Raw genomic sequence first — 20,175 nt, 5'->3', positions numbered from 1 at the left:
CCTCCCCGCCGCGCAAGCTCGCCGCCCCCGCGGCCACCGCAGCCTCCCCGTCGAGCGTCTTCCCGGAAGGTTCCATCCGCTGGTCCAAGGAGTTCGCCCAGATCGCGCAGGCTCATGGCGGCGGCTGGGATATCGACCTGATCGCCGGCTCCTACCGAGAGCAGATGGGCGAGCGGCTCGCCAAGCTTTCCGGCGCCAAGTTGATGAAGTCCTGGACCGGTTTCTGCCAGGCCTTCGCAGCGCGCCGCGGCCGGCCCTAGGGACAGAATTGCACGGGTGCAATTTCGTTGGATGAGGCGCTGTAGGCGCCGCTGATGGGGTGCAGGGTCGGCGGATCAGCGGCCGGCGAGTGTCCTGCATGAAGCCGAAGCTTCACAGCACGACTCGGCCAACGCCAAAGCGCAGACACGAGGGGCTCCCGGGCGCAATTGCACCGGTGCAATCGCCCCCGGGATTCGCGATCTGACCCCCCAGTCGGTCAGGATGGATGCGATGTGCCGCGACCCCGTACGGAAGCAGATGAGCGCGCAGGCGCTTGGCGGACGACGGCGTCTTGCACCGGTGCAATTTCGACTCGTCAGAGGCCGTGCACCCGCCGGCAGGCTCGCATGTCCCGGTCCGGCTCGTCACGGCGTGTGCAAGCGCTCGAGCCCCGGAAGGCCAGTGCTCACCGCGGGAGGGCGTCCAGGGCAGCCCGCAACCTGCGCCCCCGCGCGGTCAGGATGGGAAGAGGCGTCTCGCGGAGGAATCGCGCTACCCAGGGCGACGGGGGAGGATCGACACGGATTTTTCGCTAGCGCAGCGTCCTCTCGGCCCCCATCAGGTCAGGTTGGCGCCTCGTCAGAGGTCGAGAATCGGGTTTTTCTTCCCGGTCAGCGTTAACGACCGGTTTACCAAGCGAAAATACACCATCTTGCCGGCAGCTTTCGCTTTCTAGCGTCCGATGCGCAGAAAATCGAAAGTGGCGAGGAGGCCATCCCATGTCGACCAATCTGGCGGAAGCCGCTGTGACCCCGATGGCCGGACCGGTCGGCCAGATGGCGCGCCGCGCCTCGGCCGTCGTCTCGAACCTCCGGGACGCCGCCCGCGCCGCCCGCGCCGGCGCCCGGCGAGAGCCGACTTTCACGATCGGGGAGGCGGCCGCGCTCGTGGGCCGAACCCCGGCGGCCATCCGCGAAGCCGAGAAGGACGGCCGCCTGCCGGAGCCGCCCCGGACGGAGACCAATCGGCGTGTCGGCTACACCCTGGCGCAGGTCAACGATATGCGGGGCGCGTTCAACACCCGCCCCTGGCGAAAGCCCGAAGATCCCTGCGCGATCGTCGCCGTCCAGAACTTCAAGGGCGGCGTCGGCAAGTCGACGATTTCGGTCCACCTGGCGCAGTACCTGGCCATCCAAGGCTATAGGGTCGCCCTGATCGACTGCGACAGCCAGGCCTCAGCCACCACCCTGTTCGGCTATGTCCCGGACCTCGACCTCAGCGAGGAGGAGACCCTCTATCCGTTCCTTCGCTACGAGGAGATGCAGTCGCTCGACTACGCCCTGAAGAAGACCCACTTCGACGGCCTCGAGATCATCCCAGCGAACCTGCGGCTCTTCCAGTCGGAGTACGAGCTCGCGGCGCGCATGGCGCGGGGCGGCGGGCGGCTGCTCGACCGCCTGGCCCAGGGTATTGCCTCGGTGGCCGACCGGTTTGACGTGGTCATACTGGATCCGCCGCCGGCGCTCGGCGCCATCTCGCTCTCGGTCCTACGCGCCGCGAACGCCTTGGTCGTACCGGTGCCGCCCACGGTCATGGACTTCTCCTCGACCGCCGCCTTCCTGGCGATGCTGGATGAGACCATGCAGGAGCTGGCGACCCGCGATCTCGCGCCGTCGCTGAGCTTCATTCGCGTGGTAGCCTCCAAGGCCGACGAGACCAAGTCGATGCAGAAGGAGCTGATCGCCCTGATGCGGCAGGTGTTCGGTCACGTGATGATCCGCACGCCACTGAAGGACTCTGCGGAGATCGATAACGTCACAGCCCGCCTGATGACGGTCTACGAGCTCAACAACCCCATGACCAGCAAGGCCGTCCGCGATCGGTGCCTCACCTACCTCAACGGGGTCAATGAAGAGATCCTGGTGGATATCCGCTCGACCTGGCCGAGCCACGCCGCGCGCCTCCGCAAGGAGGGGCTGGCATGAGGGCTGAGCGGGAAGGCCACATGGCCAGGCCGGCGCGGCAAATAGGAAATTGCACCGGTGCAATTGCGCCGGGGAGGGGACTGCCATGAGCAAGAACCGAGGGTTCGCCGCCGGCCTCGCCGGGGCCTTGGACGATATCGACGCGCCGGCGCCTGAGCCGCAGGGCCGGGTCGGCATCGGCGTGCTCACCGGCCGCGCCAATCGGTTGGCCGAGCTCGCCTCCGGCGCGGTCGTGGCCCGCACCCTGGAACAGGTCGATCCCGCCCGCTGCCGGATCTGGGCCGAGCATAACCGCGACTATGCGAAGCTCGACGAGACCCGCTGCGCGGACCTGATCGAGAGCCTCAAGGCGCAAAACCGCCAGGAGATCCCCGCGATCGTCCGGCGCGTGAAGGACGATCCGGCCTACGACTACGAGGTGATCTGCGGGGCTCGCAGGCACTGGTCGGTGAGCTGGCTGCGGGCCCACAACTACCCGGACTTCCGGTTCCTCGTGGAGATCCGCGAGATGACCGACGAGGAGGCCTTCCGGGTCTCCGACCTCGAGAACCGGGCCCGGGACGACCTCAGTGACATCGAGCGGGCGCGTGACTACCTGCGGGCGCTCGATCGCCACTACGACGGCCGCCAGAAGGCGATGGCCCAGCGCCTCAATGTGTCCGAGGCCTGGCTCAGTCGATACCTCGATCTGGCGCGCTTGCCCGCTGAGCTCATCTCGGCCTTTCCCGACCCGCACGCCCTGAAGATCAAGCACATCACCTTGCTGAAGCCGCTGCTGAAGCCGGACGACCGCCGCGACCGCGTTCTGGAGGCGTCGCGCGGCTTGGCGTCGGGGGCAGCGGAGGGGCTCTCGCCGCAGGACGTGATCCGCCGGCTCGCCCAGGCCGCCGACGCCCCCAAGAAGTCAGGATCCCCCAAGAAGTCAGGATCGGCCGCCGACAACCTGGTGCGCACGCCGTCCGGCGCGCCTGTGCTGCGGATCGACGCCCGCAAGCGCAAGGAGGTCAGCCTGACGCTGCTCCCCACGGCCGGAGCGACCCGCGAGGAGGCGGAAGCGGCGCTTCGCCAGGTGCTCGAGCAGCACTGGCCGGCCGCTTCGCCCTAGCCGGCAGGGAACGCCTCGTCCGGCGAAGGCGCATGAACGCCGAGGCCGGCCCGCCGGGCCTGGGCTTCGGCAGCCGCATATCGGCCGCGCGAGAACTTGGGCCAGTCCACCGCCAGGCCCGCGGCGACCATGCGTTCGGCCAAGTCGCGGCCGGAGGCGTCGTCACAACGGGCGACGATCCGGTCATGCGAACGCCCGCCGGTGTCTTCGCAGCTCACTGGACCCTGCGCGAGCACCGTTGCCATCAGCCGTGTAGCGTCGCGGCCAAGCCGGGTGTCGGCTTCCGGGGCGTCGATCCCCCAAAGTCTGATCCGCGCGGCGCCGAGGGCGAAGGTGTCGCCGTCGATCGGCCGCCCTGCGCCGGCCAGCGGGGGAGGGGAGGGGGCCGCCGCGGAGATGTCACGGGTGAGCTGCGGCCCGATCCAGACGGCGAGAAGCGCGAAGCTGACCAGGAACAGCAGCCCGCCCGCTGGACCGGAACGGCGCCGACCGCCCAACTTGGGAATCATTCTCAACATTTACCATCCTGGCGTATTGCGGCCCCGTCGCAACCCAAGGTACATCTTGTTCATCGGCACAGCCGATGGGGTTGGAGGCTTTCTTCGCGCCGCGTGCGTCGGCGAAGGAGCTCGTCCGTGCTGCCGTTTGAGCAAGATATCGCTCGCAAAGCCTTCGACACAATCAACGACGCACAGCAGATCGACAGCATACCCGAGCTGGAGGCCGTGTTCGAACGGACCTTGGGCCCCCTGGGCGTCGACGTATTCGTCGGCGTCCAGATCGCCGACCCCCTCAGGGACCGTCAGGTCGAGGTCACCTTCGGACGCACCCATCCCAGCTGGTACGCGCACTACCAGGCTGAGGGCCATGCCGCGCGCGATCCCATCGTGCGCGAAATGCTGCGCTCGACCGAGCCGCTGTTCTGGAGCGACCTGCCGGCGCGCCGCGGCGCTCTGAAGCCCGAGGAGGCGCGGGTCATGGAGGAGGCGCGCTCGTTCGGTCTCAACGAAGGGCTGATGACCCCGCTGCACCATGTCGACGGCTCGGTCTCGGCGGTGCTGATGATGGGCGAGCGCATGGCCTCGGACGCTCCGGACACCCGCGCGGCGCTGCACCTCCTGTCGATCTACTACGGCTCCCTGGCGCGCAAGCTCAGTCAGTCGAAGAAGGACGCCGAACCCAATAAGGCTAAGCTTAGCGCTCGCCAGATCGAGTGCTTGCGCTGGGCGCGCGAGGGCAAGAGCTCCTATGTGATCGGCCAAATCCTGAGCCTTTCCGCCCGTACGGTCGACGAACATCTGGCCACGGCGTGCAAGAAGCTTGGCGTGCACACCCGGATGCAGGCTGTGGCGCAGGCCCTATTGCTCGGGTTGCTGGAACGGACAACCCCGTAGACTTGCGGGGTCGTCCCCGTGACGGCCCTCGAACAACCATCGGCTGAACCCAAGCAGAGGTCCGCCGATGAAGGTCCACATCGTCACCGCCGCCAACCGCGATCGCTATAGCCGCGAGCTCGATCAGATGCACCGGCAGCGGCACGAGGTGTTCGTCGGCGGGCTGGGATGGACCGAGCTCGCGCGCAAGGACGGCCTGGAGCGCGACCAGTTCGATGACGCCTCGGCCGTCTACCTGCTGGCGATGGAAGGCGGCGACGTCCAGGGCAGCCTGCGCCTGCTGCCAACCTGGCGGCGCTGCATGCTGACCGAATGCTGGCCGCAGTCGATCACCCGCGGCGCGGCGCCCCGCGGTCCGGGCGTGTGGGAGTGGACCCGCTGGTGCCCCGGCACCATAGCGCGTCCGAAAGCTCTCGTCCGCGCCCGCCGGGCGCTGATTTTGGCCGCCCTGGAGTTCGCGCGCAGCCGCTTCGTCGAGACCTATCTCACCTACTGCGACACCAAGTTCCTGGGCCAGCTCGTGGAGCTCGGCTGGGCGCCTGAACCGCTGGGCCTTCCCCAGCCCTATGGGCAGGGCCAGGCGGTCGGCGTCGTCTGGCCGGTCGAGGAGGATCTCCTGGAGCGCACGCGGGCGCTCTTCAGCGTGCGGGACCCGGTGTCCCTCGAGGCGCCCGCCCGGGGCCGCATCTCGGTGCCGGTCTGGATGCTGGAGCAGCTGCTCGAGGCCCAGCCGGCGGAGGGGCCCCCAGCCCCCACCGCCACGCGGCTGGCCGCCTGAGGCGAGGGGAGGGGTCCGATGCTCATCGAGCTATCCGCGGCCCTGGCTCTGGCGCAGCAATGCGCCCCTGGCGTCGCGCCCGAGACCCTGTTGTCCGTGGTCCGGACCGAGAGCCGGTTCAATCCCCTGGCCATCAACGTCAACAGCGGCGTCAAGCTGGCCCGCCAGCCCCGCACCAAGGCCGAGGCGGTGCGGATGGCGCGAACCCTCCTGGAGAGCGGCGCCAACTTCGATCTCGGGCTCGGCCAGATCAACAGCAAGAACCTCGGTTGGCTGAAGCTATCGATCGAGGACGCGTTCGAGCCTTGCGCCAACCTGGCCGCGGCCGGCCGTGTCCTGACGGAGAACTACGCCCTGGCCTCGCGCCGCTCGAGCGATCCTCAAGGCGCGCTGCGCGTCGCCCTGTCCCTCTACAACACCGGCGATGTCGGTCGAGGCTTCCGGAACGGCTATGTGGCCAAGGTGGAGGCCTCGGCCAAGACCGTCGTGCCGGCGATCGCCGTCACGGGGGCAGCCCCTCCGCCCCGCGAACCGCCCGCTGCCGAGGCCTCCGTTGCCGAAGCCATGGCCATCGAGGACGCCCCGGTTCGTCTGCAGGCCGAGCCGCCGCCCCCGCCGAGCTGGGACATCTTTGGCCGCCAAGGCGGCGGCGATCGGCTGGTTTTCACAGCGTCTCAGGGGGGACGCTGACGTGATCGAGAAAGGGAGATCACCCATGCAATCCTTGTCCGCTTCCACCGGCGGCGGAGCCCTCAGGCGTTACGCCGTCCTCAGCCTGCTGGCGGGCCTCCTGAGCCTCGCCCTGGTCGAGCCGGCGCTGGCCCAGACCGCGGGCAACAACGTCGAGGGGTTCCTGCAGAACATCGTGGACCTGCTGACGGGCAACATCGCGCGGCTCATCGCGATCATCGCCGTGGTGCTGCTGGGCTTCAGCGTCATGTTCGGCCTGCTCGATATCCGCCGCGCCGGCGTGGTCATCCTCGGGATCGTCGTCGTGTTCAGCGCCGCCTGGGTCGTGGGGCAGATCACCGGCGGGGCGGTCGCCTAGGGAACGCGCACGATGCCGGACGAGCCGCTCACCGAAGACATGCTGTTCCTGGCCTGCACCCGCCCGGCGATGCTGCTTGGCGTGCCGCTGGAGGCCATGAGCGTCAACATGATCCTCACCGGGCTGATCTTCCTGGCCGGCGGCACGCCCCTCTACCTGCTCAGCGGCGTCGTGCTGCACTTCCTGTTCCGGGCGATCGTCAAGAACGACCACAACGCCTTCCGAGTGCTGTTCATCTGGTTCGACACGAAGGCCCGCGCCCGCAACGCCGGCTGGTGGGGCGGCAGCTCGATCGCGCCGCTCCCCGTGCGCCGCCGCTACCGTCCGGAGGAGGTCGCCCATGGCTGACGGCAGCCAAGGTCTCGTCACCGAAGTCGTTCGGGCGCCGCAGCGCGTGATCGGCCGGGAGCAGGCGCTCGGCCGGCAGCTGCCTTACGCCCGGCACGTGACCCACACCATCATCGCCTTGGACACCCGCGCGCTGATGATGTCCTTCCGGCTCGATGGCGTGTCGTTCGAGACCGCCGACACCCGCGACCTCAACGATTGGCACGCCAAGCTCAACGGGGCCTGGCGCAACCTGGCCGACGACCGCCTAGCCGTGTGGACGCACCTCGTCCGTCGCCTCGACAGCGGCTACCCAGAGGGCGACTTCCGCTCGCCCTTCGCCCGCCGGCTCGACCACGCCTACCGCGAGCGGATCTCGCGCACCCGCCTCTTCGTCAACGAGCTCTACGTCACCCTTGTGCTGCACCCTGGCTTCGGCCCCAGCGAACGGCTGACGGGGATCGTCGCGCGCTTGAAGCGGGCGCGGAAGGCCGGGGCCGAGGTGCAGCCGGAAGCGATCGAGCGGCTGCAGGAGAAGGGGAGGGACCTCGAGCAGTACCTGGCCCGCTACGGCGCCCAGCCGCTCGGCCTCTACGAGCGCCGGGGCCTCGCCTTCTCCGAGCCCATGGAGCTCATCCACCTGCTGCTCACCGGCCGCCATCAGCCGATGCCGCTGGTGAGCGGACACCTCGGGCGCGCGATCTATTCCAGCCGGGTGATCATCGGCCGCGAGAGCCTGGAGATCCGCGAGCCCGGAGAGCAGCGGTTCGCGGGCATGTTCGGGGTCAAGGAATACCCCGCCACGACCCGACCGGGCCTCTGGGACGAGCTCCTGAAGGCCAAGTACCCGTTCGTGGCCACCCAGTCCTTCAGCTTCCTCTCCAAGCCCGCGGCCAAGGCGGTGATGGAGCGGCGTCAGAACCAGATGGTCCGGGCCGGCGACCGGGCGGCCTCGCAGATCGAAGGGCTCAGTGAGGCCATCGACGAGCTGGTCAGCAACCGCTTCGTCATGGGGGATCACCAGTTCTCGCTGCTGGTCTATGGCGAGACGCCGAAGCGTCTTCAGGACCACATGTCGCTCGCCCGGGCCACGCTCGCCGACTCCGGCGTGCTCGTGGCCCGCGAGGACCTGGCGCTCGAGGGCGCGTTCTGGTCGCAGTTCCCCGGAGCGTTCAGCTACCGCACGCGTCCGGCCGCCATCACCTCGCGGAATTTCGCCGCCCTGGCGCCGTTCCACACCTATCCGGCGGGTCGCCGGAGCGGGAACCACTGGGGCGCGCCGGTGGCGCTGCTCCGCACCTCGGCCATGTCGCCGTTCTACTTCAACTTCCACACCGGCGACATCGGTCACACCTTCATCTGCGGGCCGACGGGGAGCGGCAAGACCGTCGTCCAGAACTTCATGCTGGCCCAGATGGAGAAGCTCGGGGCCCAGCAGATCTTCATCGACAAGGACCGCGGCGCGGAGATCTTCGTGCGGGCCTGCGGCGGGGCCTACCTGCCCCTTCGGAACGCCGCGCCCACAGGCTTCGCGCCGTTCAAGGCGCTCGAGTATACGCCCGCGAACCTCCTCTTCCTGGGCCAGCTTGTCCGCAAGCTCGTGACGCCGGCCGACCGGCCGCTCTCCGTGCAGGAGGAGCGGCGCATCGACGACGGCATCCAGGCCCTGGCGCCCCTGCCGCAGGCCGAACGCTCCTTGCAGGCGCTGAGGCAGCTCCTGGGCCAGCGCGACCCCGAGGGGATCGGTGCACGGCTGGAGCGCTGGACCCGCACGGGGCCGCTGGGCTGGGTGCTCGACAACGAGGCCGACGAGATGAGCCTCGAGGGTCGGTTCCTCGGCTTCGACATGACGGACTTCCTCGACAACCCGGAGGTCCGCACGCCGATCATGATGTACCTCTTCCACCGCATTGACGCGCTCGCGGACGGCCGCCGCCTGGTGGTGGATGTCGACGAGTTCTGGAAGGCGCTTGGGGACGAGGCCTTCCGCGGCCTGGCTCAGGACGGCCTGAAGACCTACCGCAAGCGCAACGCGATGATGGTGTTCGGGACGCAGAGCCCTTCGGACGTGCTGAAGTCGCCCATCGCGCCCACCATCGTGGAGATGTGCGCGACGAAGATCTACCTGCCGAACCCCTATGGCTCGGCCAAGGACTACGTCGAGGGCTTCGGTCTCACAAACGAGGAGTTCCGGCTGATCCGGGAGGAATTGGCGCCGGAGTCGCGCCAGTTCCTGGTCAAGCAGGGTCACAACTCCGTGGTCGTGGAGCTGAACCTAAACGGCCTCGATGACGAGCTCGCCATTCTCAGCGGACGCACCGAAACCGTCGAACTCCTCGACCGCATCCGGGCCCGCCACGGCGACGACCCCGCTGTCTGGGAGCCGATCTTCCACATCGAACGAAGGAGCCTGCGATGAGGCGTCCAATCCTACTGACTGCGACCGCGCTGCTCGTCGTCACAGCGGCCGCGCCCGTCCGGGCCGAGATGGTGGTCACGGATCCAGGCGCCTACGCCAAAATGCTCGACCAGATCCGGGAGGCGCAGGCGCAGCTCTCCCAACTCCAGGAGCAGGTCCGCCAGGGCACTGAGATCATCGGGCAAGGCCAGCGGCTTTACGACAGCCTCAACCAGATCTCGAACGTCAACAGCATCGGCGGGCTCCTGAACACGCCTGCCGTGCGCACCCTGCTGCCCGCTGAGCTTTCTGACGCCAGACGGCTGATGAGCGGCGATCTGCAGGACCTCGGGTCGCTTGCCTCACGCGCGACCACCATCCGGGACTCCAACCGCATCTATTCGCCGACTGACAGCGCGGGGATCAGTCCGGCCGAACAATTCTATCGCGACACGTTGGAGAAGGCAGGTGTCCGGGCAGCGCGTGACATGGCGGTGGGCGAGCGCGTCACCCAAACCGCGGATCAACGTCTGCAAGGCCTCGAACAGCTTCGTGAAGCCCTCAGCACCGCACCCAATGCCCGCGCCGTACTCGATCTCCAGGCGCGTATCGATGCTGAGACGGCCATGATCCAAAACGATCAAATGCGACTTCAGGGAGTTGCCATCATGCAGGCGGCAGATGAACGGCTGGAGGCGCAAAGGCTAAGGGAGGCCTCGGCCAAGCGGCACGATGAAGCCCAAGCCTTCTGGCGGAGCCTGTACTCAAAATGAGGCCGTTGGCGCTCCTAGTTCTCACGACGATGCTCTGCGGGTGTGAACGGTCAGCAACCTACTTTGCGGAGAACCCCGCCGTTGCGAAAGAAGTCTTAGAAGACTGCAAGCGAGGAGCGCATCGCGGTCCGGAGTGCCAGAACGCTCAAGCGGCTGAAGCCAATGCACGTCACGAAGCTGCTCAATCCGTATGGCGGAGCATGCAGCAACCGACCAATCAAGGGTCAGACCCGCGGCAAGATAGGTGATCCATGGCCGGGGTGTTCGATCCAGCCTACGACTACGTCGATGGTCAATTAGACCAGTTTCTAAATCAACGTCTGAGTGACGTCATAGCTGAGGTGGATGGACCACTACGCGCCGCACTTCTGCTTTACGTGGTTATCTACGGCCTGGCTGTGCTTCGCGGAATGATCAACGAGCCCATAATGGAGGGCGTTGGTCGGATGATAAAGCTCGCCTTCGTCTACACAGTCGCTACGACGGTTGCGTATTCGGACTGGGTAACTGAGCCACTCTTCCACGATCTGCCGAACTCCTTGGCTCGAGCAATCAGTGGAGGAAACGTCCAGACGATCGGCCAAGCCTTCGACGACTTCCTTGGGCGCGGGTTCGAGCTAGCAGAAAGCTGCAGCAAGAGCGCCAACATGATGGACCCTGTCCCCTGGATAGTGGCGCTGCTCATCTACGGCGTGACCGCCCTCGCGGCCGGACTTGGGTTCGGCATCACGATGCTTGCAAAGGTGGCTCTGGCGCTACTCGTCGCGGTCGGGCCGATTTTCATCGCGTGCATACCGTTCGAAGCGACGCGGAAGTACTTCTGGGGTTGGGTGTCGCAAGGCGTGAACTATCTGCTCGTCTTTGCGCTCATAATCGCTGTCTTCCAGCTCGTTCTCGCGTTGGTGCAAAACCAATGGGGTATGATTACCGCTCAAGCAGATCCCAAAGTCGCGGGTCTTGTGTTCTCCGTCTATAGTGTTCTAGCGGCGATCTTCTTCTTCCAGGTCCCTAACATCGCTACCGGTATTGCAGGTGGCGCGGCCGCTGGAATCCGAGACTTCGGTCGATCTGGAGTGTGGGCAACGCGAGCGGCCTCCAAGATTAGCGCGCCCTCGCTGCCGAGGTGGGGCGGCGGAAGTGGCGGGTCCGTCAGCCGAAGCTCGTCAAACAACTCCCGACGCGCAGCTTAGGAACATCCCATGACTTCCAAGTACCTCGTTGTGTGTGCCGCACTGCTCCTCGCAGCTTCCAGCACAACAAGCGCAGTAGCCCGCGATAAGCCGCGGGTGTGCAATGGGAAGGACCGGCGCCCCGCGAATCCTCACGGCTCGGTGCTGCCCGGCTCACCTATGCCGGCGACCGTCACCGCCCAGCCCGACACCAGTCCGGGCAAGCCGCCGGTGATGAACACCGTGCCAAACGGCGCGCCGCCGAAGCCGGCTGCGTCGAACAACAAGCCCGCCAAGCCCCAACGGCTGTCCTCGCTTCCCTCCTACCCGAGCTGCTGAATTATCATGACTGGCGTCCCCGCAAACGACCTGCAGGCCTATTTCCGAGAAGCGCGCTCCTGGGATCAGGACCGGGCGTTGGCCGCCGAGCGATCGCGCCGTTTCGCATGGATCATGGCCGGCATCGCCACCGCCACCGCTGTCGCCGCAATCGCTGCCGTGACAGCGCTTGCGCCGCTGAAGTCGGTCTCCCCCTTCGTGGTCCGCGTGAACCAGACGACGGGCGCGGTGGACGTCATGACCGCGCTCAACGGGACGAAGCCGACCCAGTACAACGAGGCCGTCGACAAGTACTTCCTCGCCCAGTACGTCCGCGCCCGAGAGGGCTGGATCGCGCCGGCCGCGGAAGAGAACTTCCGGTTCGTCTCGATCCTCTCAACGCCTGACGAACAGGAACGCTGGGCGGCTGCCGCGCGGCCGACGAACCCTCAGAGCCCTCAGGCCGTGTACGGCCCGACAGGCCTCGCCGACGTCCAGATCCGCAACATCAGTTTCATCAACGATCGGGTGGCGAACGTCCGCTTCCACCGCACCGTGCGCCAGGCCACCGCCACCACGGAGAGCGATTGGATCGCGACCGTAACCTTCAGCTACACCAAGGCGCCGATGCTGGAGTCGGACCGGCTCCGCAATCCGCTTGGCTTCCAGGTCGAGAGCTATCGCGCCGATCCGGAGATCCCGCGATGAAGGCGCTTCTGCTCTCAGGGGTGCTGGCCATCGCGCTGGTCGGAGCGCCCGCCCTGGCGGCGCAGACGCCCCGGCCCGGCACCGCCGATCCGCGGATCAAGGTCGTCGATTACGATCCGTGGCAAGTCTACCAGGTCGTCGGCGCCTTCAGGACCGCGACCCAGATCATCTTCAGCCCGCAGGAGGAGATCCTGCACGTGGCCCTCGGCGACACCGTGGGCTGGGAGGTCGCGGCCGAGACAAACATCCTGTTCGTGAAGCCCCGTGAGAAGACGGGCGCCACCAATCTGATCGTCACGACCAAGCGCGCCGGCGAGACCCGCAACTACACCTTCGAGCTCCGCACCCGCTCGGGTCCGATTTCCGCCAGCACGCCCGATACCTATTTCCAGGTCCGTTTTCGGTATCCCGAGGAAGAGCGGGTCCGCCAGGCGCTGGCGGCGCAGCGCGGCGCGGTCCAGACCGCGCTCGACATCGGCGTCACGACCGGCGTTCGCAACCTCAACTACACAGTCCAGGGCTCCTCGAAGATCCAGCCCTCCGAGGTCAGCGACAACGGTCAGTTCACGGTGCTGCGCTTCCCGGGTCAGCGGGAGATGCCGACCATCTACACAGTCTCTCCGGACGGCTCTGAGGCGCTGGTGCCCTTCGATGTCCGCGGGGAGTTCGTCGTCATCCACGGAGTCTCACCCCAGCTCCGGCTCCGCCGCGGCCGCGAAGTCCTCTGCATCTACAACGAGGCGGTTCAGCCCTACGGGGTGAACTACGGCACGGCCACCGGCTCCCCCATCGTCAAGCGCACTCAGTCCCAGGGAGGCACCCGATGACCGACACCCTCGCGACGTCGGGAGAGCCGCCGCGCCGGCCGCGCCTGCCCGACGACCTCGCGGCCCGCTACGGCGAGGGCGCGCCGGAGCCGCCGCCCGAAGATATTCTGCACCGTGCTGCGAACGACGAGCCCGCCTCCGAGCGCGGCATATCCCCGGTCGGCCGCCGCTTCGCTGCCGGCACCCAGGGCAAGGTCCTCGGAATGGTCGGGATGGTGGCGGCTGCCGGCCTGCTCATCGTCGCCACCTGGGATCGCGGCGACGCCAAGCCTGACGACTCGCCCCTGGAGAAGACGCCAGCGCGCCAGGTCGTGAACTACGAAGGGCCGGATGCGGACTCGCCGCTGCTGGCGAAGGCGGCGCACGATCCCAATGCGCCAGTGCTCAATCCCGATGGAACGCTTACCGCAGGCGGCGACGGCGGGGGTGTGCCGCCGATGCAGCCGACCCAGGCGGCGGCCGGCCCAAGCGCGGCCGACCAGAGGCGCCAGCTGGCGGAAGCGGCCCGGCGCGCCCCCATCATCGCCTACTCGGCCAATCGGGGCCTGGCCGGCTTCAGCGGGCCCGCCGCCGCGGCCGGGGAGGGCGCCCGCGAAGCTAGTGAGCTCGACAAGCTGAGGCGTACGGCCGGTGTCGCGCAGGCGCGCGCCGAGATGCTCCCCGACCGCAACTTCCTTATCACTGCCGGATCGAGCATTCCGTGCGTTCTGCAGACCGCCCTGGACAGCTCGGTGCCGGGCTACGCCACCTGCCTCGTTCCCCGCGACGTCTACTCGGACAACGGACGCGTCGTGCTGATGGAGAAGGGCACCAAGGTGCTCGGCGAGTACCGAGGCGGCATCCGCCAGGGTCAGAAGCGGCTGTTCGTGCTCTGGACCCGCGCGGTGACCCCGAACGGGGTGGCCGTCAGTCTGGCTTCGCCGGCGGCCGACGGTCTCGGCCGGGCTGGGTTCGACGGCAAGGTCGACACCTTCTTCTGGGAGCGTTTCGGCGGGGCGCTGCTGCTCTCGATCATCGACGATGCGGCCAATATCGCGGCCCAGAGCGCCGGCCGCGGCCGGTTCAACACCACCATGGACGTGCCCAGCGAGACCGCCAGCATCGCCCTGCAGAACTCGATCGGCATTCCGCCGCGGCTGCGGAAAAACCAGGGCGAGGAGGTGTCGATCTTTGTCGCCCAGGATCTGAACTTCGCCGACGTCTACGGGCTCGCCCTGCGATGAGCGACACGGCGGTCCTTCGCCATCACCTGACGCCGTTGGCGCGGCTGCTGGACGCTCCCGACGTCACCGAGCTGGTCATCAACCGGCCCGGGGAGGTCGGGATCGAGGGGCCAGGCGGCTGGCGCTGGCATGAGGCGCCGGAGCTGACGCCAGCGTGGCTGTCGACCTTGGCCACGACCGCGGCGGCCTTCACCAACCAGGACGTCACCGCTTCGGAACCGGTCTGCTCGACCGTGCTGCCCGGCGGCGAGCGCTGCCAGATCGTCCTGCCGCCGGCGGCCGAGAGCATCTCCTTCACCATCCGCAAGCCTTCCGCGGCCGAGTTCGGGATGCAGGACCTGGTCGCCTCTGGTCTGTTCGAAGGCGCGAAATCGGCGACGGAGGACCTCGCGCCCGAAGAGACGGAGCTGATGGCGCTGCGCGACGCAGGGAAGTGGCCGGAGTTCTTCGAGCTGGCGGTCCGCGCGCGCAAGAACATCCTGATCAGCGGCGCGACCGGCTCCGGCAAGACCACCTTCTCGAAGACCCTCATCAAGCTGATCCCCGAGGGCGAGCGGCTGCTGACGATCGAGGACGCGCGCGAGCTTTCGGTGCCGCACCGCAACGTCGTTCACCTGATCTACGCCAAGGACGGCCAGGGGCTTGCGCGCGTCGGCGCCAAGCAGCTGCTCGAAAGCGCCCTGCGCATGCGGCCGGATCGCATCCTGCTTCAGGAGCTGCGGGACGGCACGGCCTTCTTCTACCTGCGCAACGTCAACTCAGGCCATCCGGGGTCGATCACCACGGTGCACGCCGATTCCGCCCAGCTCGCGTTTGAGCAGCTCACGCTTCTGGTGAAGGAGTCGGAAGGCGGCCGCGACCTTTCACGGGCGGACATTCGAACGCTTCTCCTCCTGCTGGTGGACATCGTGGTCCAGATGAAGCGGCAGGCCGGCCGCTTCCGCATGACGGAGGTCTATTATGACCCCCTTCGCAAGCGCGACCCCCGCCGCTAAGGCCTGGCTTCTCAGCCTGGGCGCGGCGCTGCTCGCCGGCCTGTGGATAACCTTGTGGATGCTGATCACCCTCGGCGGGCTCGGTCAGCTCTCCTCGAACGTCGATCTCGCCGTTCTGCCGCGCTGGCTCTGGTATTACCGGGGCGATCCGGAGGTGGTGCGCTGGCTGAAGATCGGCGCGGTCGGCTCCTTCCTCTTCGTGGCGATGCTGGCGCTCGCGGCCGCGCTCCAGGTCCGGCGACCGCTGCACGGCGCCGCCCGATGGGCGGGGGAGGGGGATTTGCGCCAGGCGGGACTGCGGGCGCGCCGCGGTCTGCTGCTCGGCCGGGCTGGCGGCTCCTACCTTCGCTTTGGCGGCGCCGAGCACGTCCTGCTCTACGCGCCGACGCGGACAGGCAAGGGCGTGGGCGTGGTCATTCCCAACCTGCTCGATTGGCCTGGCTCGGCCGTGGTGCTCGACATCAAGCGAGAGAACTACGACTCCTCGGCCGGCTTCCGCGCCGCCCACGGCCAGGCCGTGCATCTGTTCGATCCCCTCGCCGCGGACGGCCGCACGGCCCGCTTCAATCCGCTGGCCTACATCGACCGCAGCTCGCCGATCGAAGTCCTCGACGAGCTGCAGAAGATCGCGGGCATGCTGTTCACCGCCCCCGAACGGACCGATCCCTTCTGGGCTGAAGCCTCGCGCACAGGCTTCGTCGGCGTCGGGGCATACATCGCTGAGACGCCGGAGCTGCCGTTCACGATCGGCGAGATCTACCGCCAGCTCACCGTCGGCAATCCCCGCACCCGCTTTCCCAACATCATCGCCGACCGGGCGGCGCAGAACCGACCGCTGTCAGCAGGCTGCGTAAACGCGCTGACGGACTTCTGCGCGGCCTCCGAGAATACCTTCGCCTCGGTGCGCCAAACGCTCACCTCGCGGCTCAACCTCTGGCTCAACCCCCTGGTGGACGCCGCGACGAGCGAGAGCGACTTTGATCTGCGGCGACTCAGGGACGTGCCGACCACCCTCTACCTCGGGGCTTCGCCGGACAACCTGGCCCGCGTTCAGCCGCTGTATAACCTGCTCTTCCAGCAGCTGGTCGACCTCAACACCCGTCATCTGCCGCGGCAGGATCGAGAGCCCCGCCAAATCCTCGTCCTGCTCGACGAGTTCGCGAGACTGGGCGCGGCGCCGGTGATCGCCCGCGGCTTCTCCTTCGTGGCCGGCTACGGCCTGAGGTTCCTCGCCGTCCTGCAGAGCCCGTCGCAGCTGCGCGCCGAGTACGGGCACGACATCGCCGAGGAGATCATCTCGAACTGCGGCGTGGAGGTGGTCTTCGCCCCGAAGGAGCTGAAGGTGGCCCAGGAGCTCAGCGACCGATTGGGCTACTACACGACCGGATCACAGTCGCGAAGCCGGCCCACAATGCTCCTCGCCGGCGGCCGGCGGACCACGACGGATTCTGAGCAACGGCGGGCGCTGATGCTGCCCCAGGAGCTCATGCAGTTGCCGCCGGATCGCCTTATCGTCCTTCGCGCGGGCATGCCCCCCGTCCGCGGCAAGAAGCTTCGCTACTTCGCCGAAGGCGACTTCACCCACCGCGTGTCGCCGGCCCCCACGCCGCCGGCGCGTCCAGTCACCGTTCATCCGGCCCCAGCACCGACGCCCCCTGAGGGCGCAATCGAACCCGCCTCGCGTCCGCTCACGGAAGCCGAAGCCGCCGGCGAGGAACTGCTGACGCCCGAAATGATCAGCCTGGCGCTGGAGGCCGTGGACATGGACGCGCCCCCTGAGCGCGCCAGCGAAGAGGAGGTGGCGCGCTGGGCTGAGGCCTACATCGATCGCGCCGCGCTCGACCGGGCGCTCGAGGATGAGTTCAAGATCGACGTTCACCGCGAGCATGCGCACGACGGCCGTGACGAGCTCGTGGCGCGATAGGAGGCGATTATGTCGGAGGCGGCAGACGACGCCGGAAAGGACCTGCGGGAGCCCGAGGCGCCGCGCCGGTCGCGGGAACGCCGCGCGACCGAGGGCGATGTGGCGCCCACGCGTGAGACGCTGAAGGGGACGCCGGATCGGCCGATCTCGACCGAAAAGGGGGACGTGCCCGAGGCGCTCAGCAAGCGCTACTTCACGCAATCGACGGCCCGCGCCCTAGCCTTCTATGCCGAGTATAATGCGCCGAAGCCGGCCTTCCGTGACGCCGGCGCGCGGCTCTCCACGTCCGAGACCAACCCGAACACCATCCGAGACATGGTAGACATTGCCGAGCATCGCGGCTGGCAAGCGATCCAGGTGCGCGGCGCCGAGGACTTCAAGCGTGAGGTGTGGCTGGAGGCCCAGAGCCGGGGCCTGGAGGTGCGCGGCTTCCGGCCCAACCAGCGTGATTTTCAGGAGCTCGAGCGGCGGTCCGAAGCGCGAGAGAAGGGCTCCTTAGGGCCCGCGCCTCGTCGCGAGCGGACGGACGAGCGCTCACGCCCATCGCCCGCTCGGCCTCAGGATCGCGTCGACTACGACGCCGGCGTTCGTGGTCGACTCCTGGAGATCGGACGTGCGCCATTCCGCGGCCGCCAGGGGGCCGCGCCCGCTCCGTTCGTGCGCATCCAACCGGCGGAGGGCAAGCCGGTGCAGATCTGGGGCGTGACCCTGCCGATGGCGATTTCGCGCTCAGGCGCGAAGGTCGGGGACGAGATCACCCTTCGTCGGGAGGGCGTCGACCGCGTGTCGGACCGCAGCGGCGAGGCGCATCAGCGAAACCGCTGGACTGTAGAAGCGGCGCGCCTCCGCGAGAGTAATCCAGCGGAGGCTGCGCGCGATCCTGCCCTAAAGGCGGCGCAAGCTACCCTGGGCGTGGTGGCCAGCGTGGCCCGCCAGCGCCTGGATCCTGATGCTGCCGCGCGGGTCGTCGATCGAGCCCGATTCAAGGCGGCCGAGCGAATGGAGGACGGCGCACGCTTCCAGGAGCCAAAGTTGAAGGCTCAACGCGAACGGCAGCAGGTCGCGTCGGAGGGAGATCGCAGCGCCGAAGGACCAGAGAGGGTCCGGCGAAGATAGGTGTGCTGGCGCCTTTGGCGATCAGTCTCGGAAACGATCGGCGTTCTGGCGCCAGAGCAGGAACTCATCTTGCTCCTCACCGTCGCCTCTCCCTCGAGAGTAGACAATCCTCCCGACCAACACGACACTAATGACGCATAGGGCGAAGACGCCGACCGTAGCGAGTGCTTCGCGATCGAGACGGAGCAGGACAGGCGCATAGCTAACCGCGAAGCTCGCGATGAGCAGCCACACAATCCATCGAGCGATCTGACCGACCATCCGAACCTCCGTCGCCGACGGCGACTCCAATCCTATGCCCCTGAGGTGGTTCGGCGCCAGTCCTGCGACTGATCGAAGAAGATCCGTGCAATAGCAGGGCGGAGAAGCCGATGACCTTTATCTCCGCCCCACCAAGTTGCGCTTAGCAGAGGGACGCGAGCCCCGCCCCATGGCCGGTGACTGCTTAGTGCGTGGCGCCTTGGCCGGAGCCTTCCTGCCCGCTCGCCGGGCCAGCCGCGGTTTGTTGGTCCTGGCCTTGGGCCGAAGACGACGACTGACCGCTCGAGCCTTGAATCTGGATCCGCCGTGAACGGCTCTGCTCGGCGCTCTTCGGCACGGTGACGGTCAGCACGCCGTTGTGGAAGGTCGCCTTCACCTCATCAGGATTGGCCTGGAAGGGCAGACGGAGGGCGCGTTGGAAGCGGCCATAGCCACGCTCCACGAAATGGTAGTTGGTCTTCTCGTCACCCTTCTCCTGCTGGAACTTCTTCTCGCCACGGATGGTGAGCTGGTCGTTCTCCAGCGAGACGTCGATATCCTTCTCGTCGACGCCCGGCAGCTCCACACAGACGCGCACTTCCTTGTCGGTTTCGGAGACGTCCATGCTGGCGTTGAAGGTGGCCGCCACGCCGCCGCCCTGGCTCGTGGGCGGCGCGAAGCTGCGCGAGCCGCGGAAGACATCGTCGAACAGGCGGTTCATCTCGCGATGAAGCGAAAGCAGAGGATCGGCGCCTCCGAACGGGGTGAGGGATTGCGACATCTGGGCGTCTCCATTGGCCAGAGCGAAGGTCGCTGGATCAGGCGCCAGCGACACGCGGTTCCATGAGCGAGCTGCTCGCCACAGCTCGTCTGGAGAAGCGCTGGTCTGCCCGGCGAGTTGCAGCGGACGAGCAATAAAATGCACGGCCGGGTCAAGGCCGAGCCGGACCCGCCGGTCACCTTTCCAATCCTTGCTCGTTCTGCTTCTGTTCCCACGGGTCAGGAGTGGAGCATGGGGAGTCGGAATCCGGATCGCATACCGATCGCGATGCGTCGGCGGCGTTGCGAGAGCGTGGGGGACATGATCCGGTTAGGCTGGGACGTACACTCCAAGTGTGAAGCGTGCGGCCTGCTCTTCCGCGTGAACCTGAGGCTGATCGCGCGTGTGAAGGGCGCGGACTTCAGCCTCTGGAACCGCAAGGAGCGCTGCAAACGCCTGGGCTGCGTCGGCTTCGTCAACTTCCAGGGCAAGGCGCCCGACATGAGCTGGCACGAAGTGCTGAGCGCGCCGTGGCCGGAGGACCGCTCCTAATTGGACGACGGAGAGGGAAGAGACGCCTGCTCGGCGTCGGCGGAGGCGGCCAACACCCGGTGCAGGGCCTCCGTCGGTCGGCGGCAGACGACCTGGACGAGGCTGACGGAGCCAGGCGGTTCGCCTTCGAGGAGCAGTTCCGTGGTCGTGGGTTCGACGGCCTGCAGCTGCCAGGTGATCGTCTCCACCACGCCCTCCTCGAGCCCGTGCGACGTGGCGATGCAGATGCGTTCGCCGACGCGTGGCGGGCTCACGAGCTCGAAGTCCCGGGCGGGCCCGTCCGGGCCCTCGATCCAAACTCTGACGCGCATGTCTCCGCTCGCTCTGGTGGGTC

22 protein-coding genes and 1 pseudogene are annotated in these 20,175 nt (G+C 67.6%); 19 read left to right on the top strand and 4 right to left on the bottom strand.

All coding sequences use genetic code 11. From position 1 onward, the window contains the following. From H2041_RS12915 to H2041_RS12905, 3 genes and pseudogenes are all read left to right on the top strand, one after another. Window positions 1-260 (top strand): annotated as a pseudogene (locus H2041_RS12915) (replication initiation protein); the annotation flags it as partial. Between the two features lie 720 nt (window positions 261-980). After that, window positions 981-2,186, top strand: a complete 1,206-nt coding sequence (locus H2041_RS12910) for an AAA family ATPase (RefSeq protein ID WP_293396165.1) — start codon at window positions 981-983, stop codon at window positions 2,184-2,186. 85 nt (window positions 2,187-2,271) lie between these two features. Beyond that, window positions 2,272-3,291, top strand: coding sequence for a ParB/RepB/Spo0J family partition protein (locus tag H2041_RS12905; protein WP_293396168.1), 1,020 nt, complete (start codon window positions 2,272-2,274; stop codon window positions 3,289-3,291). Here H2041_RS12905 and H2041_RS12900 read toward each other — a convergent pair. Continuing rightward, window positions 3,288-3,788, bottom strand: a complete 501-nt coding sequence (locus H2041_RS12900) for a thermonuclease family protein (RefSeq protein WP_293413216.1) — start codon at window positions 3,786-3,788, stop codon at window positions 3,288-3,290. The two genes, H2041_RS12905 and H2041_RS12900, sit on opposite strands and share 4 nt — an antisense overlap. A gap of 138 nt (window positions 3,789-3,926) precedes the next feature. Here H2041_RS12900 and H2041_RS12895 point away from each other — a divergent pair, with 138 nt between their 5' ends. From H2041_RS12895 to H2041_RS12860, 9 genes are all read left to right on the top strand, one after another. Then, window positions 3,927-4,685 (top strand): LuxR family transcriptional regulator, encoded by a 759-nt coding sequence (locus tag H2041_RS12895; protein ID WP_293396174.1) that lies wholly within the window; start codon window positions 3,927-3,929, stop codon window positions 4,683-4,685. A gap of 67 nt (window positions 4,686-4,752) precedes the next feature. Continuing rightward, window positions 4,753-5,463 (top strand): acyl-homoserine-lactone synthase, encoded by a 711-nt coding sequence (locus H2041_RS12890; protein WP_293413214.1) that lies wholly within the window; start codon window positions 4,753-4,755, stop codon window positions 5,461-5,463. Window positions 5,464-5,481: 18 nt separating this feature from the next. After that, complete coding sequence (locus H2041_RS12885; RefSeq protein WP_293413212.1) at window positions 5,482-6,153, top strand: lytic transglycosylase domain-containing protein; 672 nt, start codon at window positions 5,482-5,484, stop codon at window positions 6,151-6,153. Between the two features lie 25 nt (window positions 6,154-6,178). Continuing rightward, complete coding sequence (locus tag H2041_RS12880; protein WP_293413210.1) at window positions 6,179-6,511, top strand: TrbC/VirB2 family protein; 333 nt, start codon at window positions 6,179-6,181, stop codon at window positions 6,509-6,511. Between the two features lie 12 nt (window positions 6,512-6,523). Continuing rightward, window positions 6,524-6,859 carry a type IV secretion system protein VirB3 gene (locus H2041_RS12875; protein WP_293413208.1) on the top strand — a complete coding sequence of 112 codons (336 nt, stop codon included), beginning with the start codon at window positions 6,524-6,526 and terminating at the stop codon, window positions 6,857-6,859. After that, window positions 6,852-9,257, top strand: a complete 2,406-nt coding sequence (locus H2041_RS12870) for a VirB4 family type IV secretion/conjugal transfer ATPase (RefSeq protein ID WP_293413206.1) — start codon at window positions 6,852-6,854, stop codon at window positions 9,255-9,257. The genes H2041_RS12875 and H2041_RS12870 overlap by 8 nt, the downstream gene beginning before the upstream one ends. Further along, a complete protein-coding gene (locus H2041_RS12865; protein ID WP_293413204.1) occupies window positions 9,254-10,009 on the top strand; it encodes a type IV secretion system protein in 756 nt (251 codons plus the stop codon). The genes H2041_RS12870 and H2041_RS12865 overlap by 4 nt, the downstream gene beginning before the upstream one ends. Beyond that, on the top strand, window positions 10,006-10,257 hold the full coding sequence (locus H2041_RS19115) for an EexN family lipoprotein (RefSeq protein ID WP_367133751.1): 252 nt from the start codon (window positions 10,006-10,008) through the stop codon (window positions 10,255-10,257). The genes H2041_RS12865 and H2041_RS19115 overlap by 4 nt, the downstream gene beginning before the upstream one ends. A 3-nt stretch (window positions 10,258-10,260) precedes the next feature. Continuing rightward, a complete protein-coding gene (locus H2041_RS12860) occupies window positions 10,261-11,199 on the top strand; it encodes a type IV secretion system protein (protein ID WP_293413202.1) in 939 nt (312 codons plus the stop codon). A gap of 131 nt (window positions 11,200-11,330) precedes the next feature. On the opposite strand, the gene H2041_RS12855 is transcribed toward H2041_RS12860, so the two are convergent. Beyond that, window positions 11,331-11,462 carry a hypothetical protein gene (locus tag H2041_RS12855; protein WP_269079177.1) on the bottom strand — a complete coding sequence of 44 codons (132 nt, stop codon included), beginning with the start codon at window positions 11,460-11,462 and terminating at the stop codon, window positions 11,331-11,333. Window positions 11,463-11,523: 61 nt separating this feature from the next. On the opposite strand from H2041_RS12855, the gene H2041_RS12850 reads away from it, so the two are divergent. The 6 genes from H2041_RS12850 to H2041_RS12825 are packed head-to-tail and all read left to right on the top strand — an operon-like array spanning window position 11,524 to window position 18,289. Then, window positions 11,524-12,204, top strand: a complete 681-nt coding sequence (locus tag H2041_RS12850) for a VirB8/TrbF family protein (protein ID WP_293413197.1) — start codon at window positions 11,524-11,526, stop codon at window positions 12,202-12,204. Further along, window positions 12,201-13,031, top strand: a complete 831-nt coding sequence (gene virB9 / locus H2041_RS12845; protein ID WP_293413195.1) for a P-type conjugative transfer protein VirB9 — start codon at window positions 12,201-12,203, stop codon at window positions 13,029-13,031. The genes H2041_RS12850 and virB9 overlap by 4 nt, the downstream gene beginning before the upstream one ends. Continuing rightward, window positions 13,028-14,254, top strand: a complete 1,227-nt coding sequence (gene virB10, locus H2041_RS12840; RefSeq protein ID WP_293413193.1) for a type IV secretion system protein VirB10 — start codon at window positions 13,028-13,030, stop codon at window positions 14,252-14,254. The genes virB9 and virB10 overlap by 4 nt, the downstream gene beginning before the upstream one ends. Further along, a complete protein-coding gene (gene virB11 / locus H2041_RS12835) occupies window positions 14,251-15,249 on the top strand; it encodes a P-type DNA transfer ATPase VirB11 (protein ID WP_293413191.1) in 999 nt (332 codons plus the stop codon). Before virB10 ends, virB11 begins: the two co-directional genes overlap by 4 nt. Continuing rightward, window positions 15,215-17,173, top strand: a complete 1,959-nt coding sequence (locus H2041_RS12830) for a type IV secretory system conjugative DNA transfer family protein (RefSeq protein ID WP_293413189.1) — start codon at window positions 15,215-15,217, stop codon at window positions 17,171-17,173. The genes virB11 and H2041_RS12830 overlap by 35 nt, the downstream gene beginning before the upstream one ends. Before the next feature lie 9 nt (window positions 17,174-17,182). After that, on the top strand, window positions 17,183-18,289 hold the full coding sequence (locus H2041_RS12825; RefSeq protein WP_293413187.1) for an LPD7 domain-containing protein: 1,107 nt from the start codon (window positions 17,183-17,185) through the stop codon (window positions 18,287-18,289). 445 nt (window positions 18,290-18,734) lie between these two features. Here H2041_RS12825 and H2041_RS12820 read toward each other — a convergent pair whose 3' ends face one another. Then, the gene (locus tag H2041_RS12820; RefSeq protein ID WP_293413185.1) at window positions 18,735-19,310 is read right to left on the bottom strand and encodes an Hsp20/alpha crystallin family protein; all 576 of its coding nucleotides are present in this window, start codon (window positions 19,308-19,310) and stop codon (window positions 18,735-18,737) included. 300 nt (window positions 19,311-19,610) lie between these two features. Between H2041_RS12820 and H2041_RS12815 the strand changes: the two genes are divergently transcribed. Further along, on the top strand, window positions 19,611-19,841 hold the full coding sequence (locus H2041_RS12815) for a hypothetical protein (protein ID WP_293392216.1): 231 nt from the start codon (window positions 19,611-19,613) through the stop codon (window positions 19,839-19,841). Here the strand turns inward: H2041_RS12815 and H2041_RS12810 are convergent. Further along, complete coding sequence (locus tag H2041_RS12810; RefSeq protein ID WP_293392219.1) at window positions 19,838-20,152, bottom strand: hypothetical protein; 315 nt, start codon at window positions 20,150-20,152, stop codon at window positions 19,838-19,840. The genes H2041_RS12815 and H2041_RS12810 overlap by 4 nt on opposite strands. Window positions 20,153-20,175: the final 23 nt, after the last annotated feature.

It is taken from the genome of Phenylobacterium sp. (genome assembly GCF_013911965.1).
In the GTDB taxonomy this organism is placed as follows: Bacteria; Pseudomonadota; Alphaproteobacteria; order Caulobacterales; family Caulobacteraceae; genus Phenylobacterium.
The sequence above is the reverse complement of the archived record's forward strand: the minus strand, read 5'-3'. Positions and strand labels throughout refer to the sequence as shown.